Raw genomic sequence first — 12612 nt, 5'->3', positions numbered from 1 at the left:
GAACGACCCGGCCTGATCCGACGCGAATCGTCAGACAGGCCCCGACCATGGGAGCCCCGGTGAACGAGCCGCTGACCCGGACGCTGATCTCGCAGACCCAACTCAACCGTCCGCTCGGCAGGTTGCTCTACCGGACCGTGCTGGTGCTGACCGTGGCCGGCTTCACGTTGGTCTTCCTCGGTCCGCTGTACTGGCTGGTGACCGGTGGGCTGAAGTCCACCGCCGAGGTGATCCAGAACCCGCCGACCCTCTTCCCGTCCGAGCTGCACCCGGACACCTACGCCACCGCCTGGCGCCAACTCGGCATGGGGCGGCTGCTGTTCAACACGCTGTACTACGCCTTCGGGGCGCTCGCCTTCCAGCTGGTGTTCGACGTGGCGGCGGCGTACGCGCTGTCCAAGCTGCGGCCGGTGCTGGGGAACCTGATCCTCGGCATGATGCTGGCCACCCTGATGATCCCGGCCGCGGTGCTGATCGTGCCGCAGTACCTGACCGTGCTGGACCTGCCGTTGCTGCACGTCAACCTGGTCAACACGCCCTGGGCGATCTGGCTGCCGACGGTGGCGAACGCCTTCAACATCTTCCTGCTGAAGCGGTTCTTCGACTCCATCCCGGAGGACCTGATGGCGGCGGCGGCGATCGACGGGGCCACGTCGACCCGGGCACTCCGGTCGATCGTGCTGCCGATGTCGCGGCCGATCCTCGGGGTGGTGTCGATCTTCGCGGTGGTGAACGTCTGGAAAGACTTCCTCTGGCCGATGCTGGTCCAGCCGGACCCGGCCAACCAGACGCTCAACATCGGTATCAAGTCACTGTCGATGGGAGTGCCGCAGAACGTGATCATCGCGGCGCTGGCGATCGCCTCGGTGCCGACCGTCGTCTTCTTCCTGATCTTCCAACGCAACATCATGTCCGGGCTCACCTCCGGCGGGCTGAAGGGCTGAGCCCCGCAGGCCCGACGGAGCCGAGCACGGGCGCCGACCCGAAAGGACCCCACCGTGGGACAGCAATCCCGGCTCCCCTCCGAGCACCCGGACTGGTGGCGCGACGCGGCGATCTACCAGGTGTACCCGCGCAGCTTCGCCGACGGCGACGGTGACGGCACCGGGGACCTGGCCGGGGTCCGCGCCCGCCTGCCCTATCTGGCCGAACTGGGCGTCGACGCCGTCTGGTTCAACCCCTGGTACCCCTCGCCGATGGCCGACGGCGGCTACGACGTGGCCGACTACCGGGGCGTCGACCCGCTGTTCGGCACCCTGGACGAGGCCGAGAAGCTGATCGCCGAGGCACTCGCGCTGGGCATCCGCACCGTGGTGGACATCGTCCCCAACCACGTCTCCGACCAACACCCGTGGTTCCAGGCGGCGTTGGCGGCCGGACCGGGCAGCCCGGAGCGCGAGCTGTTCCACTTCACGGCCGGCCGGGGCGCGGACGGTGAGCTGCCGCCGAACGACTGGGTGTCGGAGTTCGGCGGCTGCCCGTGGACCAGGCTGCCGGACGGCGAGTGGTACCTGCACCTGTTCGCCACCCAGCAGCCCGACCTCAACTGGGCGCACCCGAGGGTGCGTTCGGAGCACGAGGAGATCCTCCGGTTCTGGTTCGACCGGGGTGCGGCGGGTGTCCGGATCGACTCGGCCGCGCTGCTGGCCAAGGACCCGGCGCTGCCGGACTTCGTGAAGGGCCGCGACCCGCACCCGTTCACCGACCGGGAGGAGCTGCACGGCATCTACCGCTCCTGGCGGGCGATCGCGGACGAGTACCCGGGCGAGCGGATCCTGGTCGGCGAGGTCTGGCTGCCGGACGCCGAACGATTCGCCCGCTACCTGCGCCCGGACGAGCTGCACACCGCGTTCAACTTCGACTTCCTGGCCCGACCCTGGGAGGCCGCCGGTCTGCGGGCGTCGATCGACGGCACGCTCGCCCTGCACGCCCCGGTCGGCGCCCCGGCCACCTGGGTGCTGTGCAACCACGACGTGACCCGGACGGTGACCAGGTACGGCCGCCGGGACACCCGGTTCGACTTCGCCACCAAGACCTTCGGCACCCCCACCGACCTGGCGCTCGGCCGGCGCCGGGCCAGGGCGGCCGCCCTGCTCTCGCTGGCCCTGCCCGGTGCGGTCTACCTGTACCAGGGCGAGGAGCTCGGCCTGCCCGAGGTCGAGGACCTGCCGCTGGACCGGCTGCAGGACCCGATGCACCTGCGGTCCGGCGGCACCGATCCCGGCCGGGACGGCTGCCGGGTGCCGCTCCCCTGGTCGGGCGACCGACCCCCGTACGGGTTCAGCCAGGCTCCGGCCGAGCCCTGGCTCCCGCAGCCGGCCGACTGGGCCGACCTCACGGTCGAGGCCCAGTCGGCCCGGGCTGACTCGATGCTCACGCTCTACCGCACCGCACTCCGGCTGCGCCGCGCCGAAGCGGCGCTGGGCGGCGACAAGTTCGAGTGGCTGCCGAGCTCGGCGGAGGTGCTCGCGTTCCGGCGCGGGTCCGGCTTCCAGTGCGTGGTCAACTTCGGCCCGGATCCCGTCCTGCTCCCCCCGCACGACTCCGTGCTGCTGGCCAGCGGCCCGCTCACCGAGGGCCGGTTGCTCCCCACCGACACGGCGGTCTGGCTCCGGCTCGGCTGACCACCACCGCGACACCCGGCACCGCACAGCAGCACAGCACCGCACAGCAGCTCAGCACGCCAGCACCGCAGCGCACCGGCGCGGACCACCCTCCGCCCGGCCCACCCGGGCCGGGCGCCGCTCCGCCCCGCACCCTCCGCCCGGAGGCCCCGGATGGCCCGGTCCCCACCAGCCCGGCAAGGTTCCCAGCTCCTCACCCCCACCCATCGTTCGGACGACGAGACAGAGGAAACCGTGAGAACCCGAGCACCGATCCCCCGACTGGTGGCCACCGCAGCCACCATCAGCCTGCTCGCCCTGGCGGGCCCGATGCTGCCCACCACCGCCTCGGCGGCCGGTGGCCCCAACCTGGCGGCCGGCAAGGCCGTCGCGGCCAGCAGCTCCACCGGCGGCCAGGCCGTCGGCAACATCAACGACGGCAACCAGTCCACCTACTGGGAGAGCACCAACGGCAGCCTCCCGCAGTGGGTGCAGGTCGACCTCGGTGCGGCCACCAGCGTGGACGAGGTGGTGCTCAAGCTCCCCGGCGCCTGGGGCAGCCGCACCGAGACGCTGGCCGTGCAGGGCAGCGCCGACGGCACCAGCTTCAGCACCCTGACCAACTCGACGGGTTACAGCTTCGACCCGGGTGCCGCGAACACCGTGAAGATCGGCTTCCCGGCCGCCACCACCCGGTTCGTCCGGCTGGCGATCAGCGCCAACACCGGCTGGCCGGCCGCCCAGATCTCCGAGCTGGAGGTGCACGGCGCCACCGGCACCGGCGCCAACCTGGCCCAGGGCCGCAACCTCACCGCGAGCAGTTACAGCCAGACCTACACCGCGAACAACGCCAACGACGGCTCCCAGGCGAGCTACTGGGAGAGCGCCAACAACGCGTTCCCGCAGTGGATACAGCTCGACCTGGGCTCCTCGGTCGCGGTGAACAAGCTGGTGCTGAAGCTCCCGGCGGGCTGGGAGAAGCGCACCCAGACGCTCGCGGTCCAGGGCAGCTCCAACGGCACCAACTTCACCGACCTGGCCACCTCCACCGGCTACGTCTTCGACCCGGCCAACGGCAACGCCGTGACCGTCGACTTCGGCACCGCGACCACCCGGTACCTCCGGCTGAACGTCACCGCCAACACGGCCTGGCCGGCCGCCCAGCTGGCCGAGCTGGAGGCGTACGGGCCGACCACCGGGGACACCCAGGCGCCGTCCGTACCGGCCAACCTGGCGTACACCCAGCCGGGTTCGGGGCAGATCAAGCTGACCTGGGGCGCGGCCACCGACAACGTGGGCGTGACCGGCTACGACATCTTCGCCGACGGCGAGCTGCTGACCAGCGTCGGCGGCGGGGTGCTGACGTACACCGACACCCGCCCCGACAGCGCCACCGTCTCGTACTACGTCCGGGCCAAGGACGCGGCCGGCAACCAGTCCGGGAACAGCAACACCGTCACCCGCACCGGCGCGACCGGGGACACCCAGGCGCCGTCCGCGCCGGCCAACCTGGCGTACACCCAGCCGGGTTCGGGGCAGATCAAGCTGACCTGGGGCGCGGCCACCGACAACGTCGGCGTGACCGGCTACGACGTCTACGCCAACGGGGCGCTCCGGAGCAGTGTGGCCGGCAACGTGCTGACGTACACCGACAGCCAGCCGGACAGCGCCACCGTCTCGTACTACGTCAAGGCGAAGGACGCGGCGGGCAACCAGTCGGCGAGCAGCAACACCGTGCTGCGCAGCGGCAGCACCGGCGGCACCAACCTGGCGCCGGGCAAGGCGATCACCGCCTCGTCCAGCATCTTCACCTTCGTCGCGGCGAACGCCAACGACAACGACGCCACCACCTACTGGGAGGGGAACTCGAACAGTTACCCCAACACCCTGACGGTGCCGCTCGGTTCGAACGCCGTGGTGGACTCCGTGGTGGTCAAGCTCAACCCGGCGGCGGCCTGGGGCCCGCGCACCCAGACCATCGAGGTGCTCGGCCGGGACCAGGGGGCGAGCGGGCTCAGCAGCCTGGTGGCCGCGAAGAGCTACGCCTTCGACCCGGCCTCCGGCAACACGGTGACCATCCCGGTCGGGGCCACGGTGGCCGACGTCCAGCTGCGGATCACCGCCAACTCCGGCTCCAGCGGCGGCCAGGTGGCCGAGTTCCAGGTGATCGGCACCCCGGCGCCGAACCCGGACCTGACCGTCACCGGCACCACCGCCTCTCCGGCCAACCCGGTGGAGACCGATGCCGTCACGCTGGCAGCCACGGTCAAGAACGTCGGCACGCTGCCCTCCGCCGCCACCGCCGTCGACCTGTTCCTCGGGTCGACCAAGGTCGGCACCGCGCAGGTCGGCGCGCTGGCCGCGGGTGCCACCGGCACCGTCTCGGTGAACGCCGGCCCGCAGAACGCGGGCAGCTACCAGGTGAGCGCCAAGGTCGACCCGGCCAACACCGTGGTCGAGCGGGACGAGAGCAACAACGGCTACACCGCCCCGGCCGCCCTGGTGGTCAGTCAGGTCGCCAGCTCGGACCTGCTGGCCGCCCCGGTCAGCTGGTCGCCGGGCAACCCGGCCACCGGCAACGCGGTCAGCTTCTCGGTGGCGCTGAGGAACCAGGGCACGGTGGCCTCGGCCGCCGGTGCGCACGGCATCACGCTGACCGTCACCGACCAGAGCGGCGCGGTGGTCAGGACGCTGACCGGCTCCTACAGCGGTGCGATCGCGGCCGGTGCCACCACCTCCCCGGTCAGCCTGGGCAGTTGGACGGCGGGCAACGGCAAGTACACCGTCACGACGGTGATCGCCAACGACGCCAACGAACTGCCGGTCAAGCAGGCCAACAACACCAGCAGCCAGTCGCTGTTCGTCGGCCGCGGCGCCAACATGCCGTACGACACCTACGAGGCCGAGGACGGCGTGCTGGCGGGCGGAGCCTCGCTGGTCGGCCCGAACCGGACCGTCGGTGACCTGGCCGGCGAGGCCAGCGGCCGCCGGGCGGTGACGCTCAACTCCACCGGTGCCTCGGTCGAGTTCACCACCAAGGCGCCGACCAACACCCTGGTCACCCGGTTCTCCATCCCGGACGCCGCGGGCGGCGACGGGATCAACTCGACCCTGAGCGTCTACGTCAACGGCAGCTTCCTCAAGACCATCGACCTGACCTCCAAGTACGCCTGGCTGTACGGCAGCGAGACCGGCCCGGGCAACTCGCCCGGTGCGGGCGGCCAGCGGCACATCTACGACGAGGCGAACGTGCTGCTCGGCACCAACGTCCCGGCGGGCAGCAAGATCAAGCTGCAGAAGGACGCGGGCAACACCTCGCAGTACGCGATCGACTTCGTCAGCCTGGAGCAGGCCACCGCGGCCCCGAACCCGGACCCGGCGCACTACGCGGTGCCGGCCGGCTTCACCCACCAGGACGTGCAGAACGCCCTGGACAAGGTCCGGATGGACACCACCGGCACCCTGGTCGGCGTCTACCTGCCGACCGGTGACTACCAGACCGCCAGCAAGTTCCAGGTCTACGGCAAGGCCGTCAAGGTGATCGGGGCCGGCCCCTGGTTCACCCGGTTCTACGCGCCGACCACCCAGTCCAACACCGACGTGGGCTTCCGCTCGGAGGCCTCGGCCAACGGCTCGACCTTCGCGGGCTTCGCCTACTTCGGCAACTACACCTCGCGGATCGACGGCCCCGGCAAGGTCTTCGACTTCTCGAACGTCGCCAACACGGTGATCGACAACATCTGGGTCGAGCACATGGTCTGCATGTACTGGGGCGCCAACACCGACTCGATGGTGATCAAGAACTCCCGGATCCGGGACACCTTCGCCGACGGCATCAACATGACCAACGGCAGCACCGACAACCTGATCAGCAACAACGAGGCCCGGGCCACCGGTGACGACTCCTTCGCACTGTTCTCCGCGATCGACGCGGGTGGCGCGGACGAGAAGAACAACGTCTTCGAGAACCTGACCTCGATCCTCACCTGGCGGGCGGCCGGCGTGGCGGTGTACGGCGGGTACGCCAACACCTTCCGCAACATCCACATCGCCGACACCCTGGTCTACTCGGGCATCACCATCAGCTCGCTGGACTTCGGGTACCCGATGAACGGCTTCGGGACCGACCCGACCAACCTGCAGAACATCTCCATCGTCCGGGCCGGCGGCCACTTCTGGGGCGCGCAGACCTTCCCGGGCATCTGGGTCTTCTCGGCCTCGAAGGTGTTCCAGGGCATCCGGGTGAGCGACGTGGACATCGTCGACCCGACCTACCACGGCATCATGTTCCAGACGAACTACGTGGGCGGTCAGCCGCAGTTCCCGGTCAAGGACACCGTGTTCACCAACGTCTCGATCAGCGGGGCGCAGAAGAGCGGTGACGCGTACGACGCCAAGTCGGGCTACGGGATCTGGGTCAACGAGGCGGCCGAGGCCGGTCAGGGCCCGGCGGTCGGCACCGCGGTCTTCAACAACCTGCGGCTGAGCGGCAACTTCCAGAACATCAGGAACACCACCTCCACCTTCACCCTGACCGTCAATCCGTAACACCCCACCGGAACGGTGCCGCCGGGAGTCCTGACCTCCCGGCGGCACTTCCGGCTGTCCGGGAAAGGACCGAGTTGTCCGGAGAAAGCATGTCGATCACAGCGCAAGAAAACGCAAAAACCTTGCGGCAGAAGACGTACACTCACGGCATGACACGACGACTTGCCCAGGTGGCGCAGAAGGTCGGGGTCAGCGAGGCCACGGTCAGCCGGGTGCTGAACGAGAAGCCCGGTGTCTCCGAGGCGACCAGGGCGGCGGTGCTGACCGCGCTGGACGTGCTCGGCTACGAGCGGCCCACCCAGCTCCGCGGTGAGCGGGCCCGGCTGGTCGGCATGGTGATGCCGGAGCTGCAGAACCCGATCTTCCCGGCCTTCGCCGAGGTGGTCGGCGGCGCGCTGGCCGGGCAGGGTTTCACCCCGGTGCTCTGCACCCAGACCGCGGGCGGCGTCTCCGAGGCCGACTACGTGGATCTGCTGCTCTCCCAGCAGGTCTCCGGGGTGGTCTTCTTCGGCGGCCTCTACGCCCAGGCGGACGCGGCCCACGAGCACTACGAGCGGCTGGCCGAGCGCAGCCTCCCCACCGTGCTGCTGAACGCGGCGATCGACGGTCTGGACTTCGCCCGGGTCTCCTGCGACGACGCGGTGGCCGTGGAGCAGTCCATCGGCCACCTACGGCAGTTGGGGCACCGGAAGATCGGCCTGGTGCTCGGCCCGAGCGACCACGTGCCGTCCCAGCGCAAGCTGACGGCGGCCCGGCTGGCCGCCGCGAAGGCCGGGCTGGAACTGCCCGACCTCCAGGTGGAGCGGGCGCTGTTCACCCTGGAGGGCGGCCAGGCGGCCACCACCAGGCTGCTCCGGCAGGAGGTCACCGGGATCATCTGCGCGAGCGACCCGCTCGCGCTCGGGGCGGTCCGGGCGGTCCGCCGGGCCGGGCTCTCGGTGCCGGACGACGTGTCGGTGATCGGCTACGACGACTCGTCGTTCATGAACTGCACCGACCCGCCGCTGACCACCGTCCGGCAGCCGATCGAGGCGATGGGCCGGGCCGCGGTGGACCTGCTGGCCGGGGAGATCGGTGGCGCCAAGATCACCCACGACGAGCTGCTGTTCGAGCCCGAGCTGGTGGTGCGCGGCTCGACCGCACCGCCGCGCTCGCGCGGCTGACCGCTCCACCGCGCACGCGTGAAGGCCCTGACACCGACGAGGTGTCAGGGCCTTCACGCGTGTGGCGGGGTCAGGAGGCGTACGCCTGGATGTCGGAGAGCTGGGCGGCCGGCCAGCCGGTGTTGCCGGTGAAGGTCACCCGCAGGTGGCGGGCGGAGGTGGCCGGGAAGGTCACCGTGACCGTGTTGCCGGTGGCCGGGTCGAAGCCGTAGCCCGCCGAAGCCTTGGCGGTGCTCCAGCTGTTGCCGTCGGTGCTGGTGAGCACGGAGAGCGTCTCGGTCCGCGCGCCCCAGCCGGCCGGCAGCCGGAGCACCAGGCGGGACACCGTGGTCTGGCTGCCGAGGTCGGCGCCCAGCGACTGCGGGAAGGCGTTGTTGGCGCTCTCCCAGTAGCTGTTCGGGTCAGCGTCGTTGGCCCGCGAGACGCTGTACACGTCCGCGTGGCTGGTCTCGGTGAGGGTCCGGCCCGCGAGCAGGTTGGTGTTGGCGGGCGGCGTGGAGGGGGAGGGCGAAGGGGACGGGCTGGTCGGCGGGGTGGTCGGGCCGCCGCCGGTGAGCACGGTCAGCTCGGAGAGCTGGGCGGCCGGCCAGCCGGTGTTGCCGGTGATCGTCACCCGGACCCAACGGGCGCTGGTGGAGGGGAAGTTCACCGTGGCGGTGTTCCCGGCGGCCGGGTCGAGCAGCACGCCCCGGGCGGTGGCCAGGGTGGTGAAGGTGGTCCCGTCGGTGGATCCGGAGACGCTCACCGTCTCCGTCCTGGCCTCCCAGTTCGACGGCAGCCTGAGCTGGACGCCGTTCACGTTCGCGGCGGTGCAGCGGTCCACCGTCAGCGACTGCGGGAAGGCGTTGTTGGCGCTCTCCCAGTAGCTCGCCGGGTTGCCGTCGATCGCGTTGGCCGCGCCGTAGCCCTGGTTGGTGCTGGTCGCGCTCGCACCGACGGTGCAGGCCGGCGGCGTGGAGGGGGAGGGCGACGGACTGGGCGACGGGGACGGGGAGTCGGACGGCGATGGGGAGGGCGACGGCGAGGGCTGGGTGCCGTTGGCCGGCCGGCCGCCGTAGGTGAACCTCGGGTCCGGCCAGACGCCGGTGCAGGTCGAGCCCGACCAGCCGGAGTTGCCGCCGCCGTCGGTGATCACGAAGCCGGTGCCGACGCAGTTGTGGGTCGGGGTGGCGGCCTGGGCGATGTTCTTCGCCGTCACGTTGGTGAACTTCATGCTCGCGTTGGCCTGCGCCTGGATCGCGTAGGTGCCCGCGCCGTCGATGTTGATGTTGGTGAAGTTGATGCCGCTGGCCGCGCCCTCGATGGTCTGGATCGCCTCGTAGGAGCTGTCCAGGATGTCGCTGTCGGTGATGTTGACGGTCGCGCCGCTGATCGCCTCGTTGAGACCGCTGAACCAGACCGCGCCGACCCCGAAGTTCCAGTTGAAGTCGTTGTTGCCGGTCCGGATCAGGGTGTTCCGGGCGGCGGTGATGGTGCCCGCGACGGCGGTGCCGTTGCCCGAACTGACGCCCGGGTAGCGGTTGGCGATGTGCAGGCCGCCGCCGTTGCTGATGGTGTCCGCCATCACGTTGTCCGAGATGGTGAAGTCCTTGCCGCCGTACGTGACGATGTTGTTCGCCAGGATCGGCAGCACCACCGTGTTGTGGGTGAAGCTGTCGCCCACGTTCGGCACCCGCTCCGGCCAGGAGGCCAGGCCGTCGTCACCGGTGTTGCGGACGAAGGTGTTGGTGACGGCCGAGTTGGTGACGCCGGTGTGGAAGTTCACGCCGTCGGCGGTCTGGTCCAGGATCCGGCTGTTGCGGATGGTGAAGTGGTCCATCGGACCGTCCATCCAGGCGCCCACCTTGGTGTGCTGGATCCACAGGTTGTCGACCACCGAGTTGCTCATCGCCCCACCGAGGGCGTTCACCTGGTCGTCGTCCACCCGCTCCTGGATGTCGCCGATGATGGCGAAGTCCTTGAGCGTGACGTTCCGGCTCGGGCCGCCCGCCTCGTGCGGTCGGACCGCGCCGCCGTAGCCGCCGCCGGCGACGTACTTGCCGTAGATGCCGGCCGCCCGGTTCCGGTTCACCGGGTCGCGTCCGCCGAGCACGCTGTACCAGGGCCCGGCCCCGGCGAGCGTGACGCCGTCGACCACCACGTGGTCGTAGAGGGTGAAGTTCCCCTGCGGGATGAAGACCGTCTTCCCCTGTGCCTGACCGGCGTTGACCGCCGCCTGGAACTTCGCGGTCGAGTCGGTGGCCCCGCTCGGGTCGGCGCCGAAGTCCGCCACCACGTCGAGAGCCCCGGCGGGCTTGGCGATCGGCGCGGCGACCTGCTCGAAGTCGGCCAGGTCGATGGTGAAGCTGGGCGACTGCGCGGTGGAGGAGACCTGCAGCCGGATCTTCGCCCCGGCCGGCAGGGTGGAGCCGAACATGGTCCGGGTCTCGTCGTAGAAGTGGTGCGGGTTGGTGTCGCCCGGGTTGTTGTTGAACGGGTAACCCCCGTAGTACCAGCCGTACTTGGAGGTGACCGGCAGGTCCTTCAGCTTCGACCCGTTGACCAGCAGGTCGATCGCGGCGGTCCGCCCCTTGCCGTCGGCGGTGTCCGGCAGGCTGTACCGGAAGCTCATCGCGTTGGCGGGCGCGCTGAGGGTGAACTCCACGTACTGGCCGGTGGAGTTGAGCGTGACGGCCTGGCGGCCCGATGCCTCCGAGGGCAGCGTGCCGTAGTGCCGTTCGGGGCCGATCACGGTGCCGTTGGTGGCCGCGTACTCGGCCTCCTGCTCCTTGAACGGCACGGTGGCGCCCCGGCCGGGGACGTCCAGCGGGGAGAGCGTCGGCACGGCGGCGGCGTGCGCGGACTGGGCGGTCAGGCCGAGCAGGGCGGCGGAGCTCAGGGTGGCGGCCGTGAGCAGGGCGAGCGGTGCGCGCAGGCGGCGGAGTGGGGGTGGCTGCATGGGGGGATGCACTTCCTTGCTGGTCGCGTGGGTGGGAACGGCCGAGCGTTGGAGAGACTAGGCGCGACGGTGCATGAAGTCCATGTAGAAGTGCAAAATTTCGACAGAGATCGCGCAAGTACGTCGGATCTACGGGTCGCCCCGCGAGGTCAGGGGTCGATCCCGGCGGCGGGCGCGGGCGTGGATGTGGACGTCCGGTCAGGCGAACGGGTGCGCCGGCAGGGTCACCGCGTCGACCACGTCCCGCAGGTCGTACCGGCGGCGGTGGGCCGCGCGCTGCCGCTCGGCTCCGCCGCCGTCCCGGCGCAGCTCCGTCCACAGGCTGTGGACGGTCGCGGTGTCCCCGGCGGCGGCCAGGCCGGGGGCGATCCGGCGGAGCAGACGTTCGACCAGCTCGACGGCGGGCGCGGGTGCGCCGGTGGTCAGGTCGATCCCGGCGCCGGGCAGGCCGTCCCGGGCGGCCCGCCAGTGCGCGGCCCGGAGCAGCAGGTCGGGCACCTGCGGGGGCCGGACGCCCCGGGCCACCTCGGCCAGCAGCACGGTGGCCAGCGCCCGGGCCAGCCCGGCCAGCAGGACCACCACCCCGGCGTCGGCGTTCACGTCGCAGACCCGGATCTCCACGGTCGGGAACCGCTCGGAGGGACGGGCGTGCCAGTAGGCCATCCGGCGGTCGAGCAGCAGCCCGGAGTCGACCAGCCGGTCCAGCAGCGCGTCGTACTCGGCGGCGTCCGCGCACAGCGGGGTCGGCCCGGCGCCCGGGAACTGCGCCCAGCGCAGCGTGCGCCAGCCCGCGTAGCCGGTGTCCCGGCCGTCGTGGAAGGGGGAGTTGGCGGCGATCGCCTGCAGTGTCGGCAGCCAGGGCCGGAGGTGGTTGGCCAGTTGGACGCCGCTCTCCCGGTCCGGCACGCCGAGGTGGATGTGGCACCCGGCCACCCCCGCACCCTGGTCGCCGTGCACCAGCGGCCCGTACTCGGCCACCATCCGTCGGTACCGGTCGTGGTCGCTGACGTCGAGCCGGGTGGCGGAGGGGATCACCATCGTCCCGGAGGCCACCGCCCGGCAGTCCGCCCGGTCGGCCGCGGCGGCGACGCCGGTGCGCAGCCGGAGCAGCTCGTCGCGGAGCTGGGCCAGGGTGTGCACCGGTACCGTCCGGGTCTCCACCATGGTCGGGAACAGCTCGCCGCCGACCTGGTCGCCGAGCAGCTCGGCGGCCGCCTTCAGGACGGTCGGCGCGGCCCCGACGGCGGCCCGGCTGTGCCGGTCGGCGAGCAGGAACTCCTCCTCGACACCGATGGTCGGCACCTGGCCCGATCCGGAATCCGACATCGTCGGTCGCCCCGTTCCCGGGCTGCCGCCCGTC

6 protein-coding genes and 1 pseudogene are annotated in these 12612 nt (G+C 71.1%); 4 read left to right on the top strand and 3 right to left on the bottom strand.

Annotated features, from left to right (window positions below; all coding sequences use genetic code 11):
* Positions 1 to 47 precede the first annotated feature (47 nt).
* The 4 genes from OHV05_RS14485 (at position 48) to OHV05_RS14470 (ending at position 8314) form a co-directional block, all read left to right on the top strand.
* The gene (locus tag OHV05_RS14485; RefSeq protein WP_405018009.1) at positions 48 to 944 is read left to right on the top strand and encodes a carbohydrate ABC transporter permease; all 897 of its coding nucleotides are present in this window, start codon (positions 48 to 50) and stop codon (positions 942 to 944) included.
* A gap of 54 nt (positions 945 to 998) precedes the next feature.
* On the top strand, positions 999 to 2624 hold the full coding sequence (locus tag OHV05_RS14480) for a glycoside hydrolase family 13 protein (protein WP_405018008.1): 1626 nt from the start codon (positions 999 to 1001) through the stop codon (positions 2622 to 2624).
* A 309-nt stretch (positions 2625 to 2933) separates the two neighbouring features.
* Positions 2934 to 7151 carry a discoidin domain-containing protein gene (locus tag OHV05_RS14475; protein WP_405021465.1) on the top strand — a complete coding sequence of 1406 codons (4218 nt, stop codon included), beginning with the start codon at positions 2934 to 2936 and terminating at the stop codon, positions 7149 to 7151.
* A gap of 149 nt (positions 7152 to 7300) precedes the next feature.
* The gene (locus tag OHV05_RS14470; RefSeq protein WP_403038279.1) at positions 7301 to 8314 is read left to right on the top strand and encodes a LacI family DNA-binding transcriptional regulator; all 1014 of its coding nucleotides are present in this window, start codon (positions 7301 to 7303) and stop codon (positions 8312 to 8314) included.
* Between the two features lie 70 nt (positions 8315 to 8384).
* Here the strand turns inward: OHV05_RS14470 and OHV05_RS14465 are convergent, their stop codons facing one another.
* The 3 genes and pseudogenes from OHV05_RS14465 to OHV05_RS14455 form a co-directional block, all read right to left on the bottom strand.
* Positions 8385 to 8873: a discoidin domain-containing protein gene (locus tag OHV05_RS14465; RefSeq protein WP_405021464.1), complete on the bottom strand. Its 489-nt coding sequence runs from the start codon at positions 8871 to 8873 to the stop codon at positions 8385 to 8387.
* Positions 8865 to 11252 (bottom strand): annotated as a pseudogene (locus OHV05_RS14460) (discoidin domain-containing protein); the annotation flags it as partial. The pseudogene OHV05_RS14460 and the gene OHV05_RS14465, both read right to left, overlap by 9 nt.
* A gap of 198 nt (positions 11253 to 11450) precedes the next feature.
* Positions 11451 to 12578, bottom strand: a complete 1128-nt coding sequence (locus tag OHV05_RS14455) for a glutamate--cysteine ligase (RefSeq protein ID WP_405018007.1) — start codon at positions 12576 to 12578, stop codon at positions 11451 to 11453.
* Between the last annotated feature and the right edge of the window lie 34 nt (positions 12579 to 12612).

This window comes from Kitasatospora sp. NBC_00070 (assembly GCF_045041205.1).
Lineage (GTDB): Bacteria > Actinomycetota > Actinomycetes > Streptomycetales > Streptomycetaceae > Kitasatospora.
Note: the sequence above shows the minus strand (reverse complement) of the source record. Positions and strands in the feature narration are given on the sequence as shown.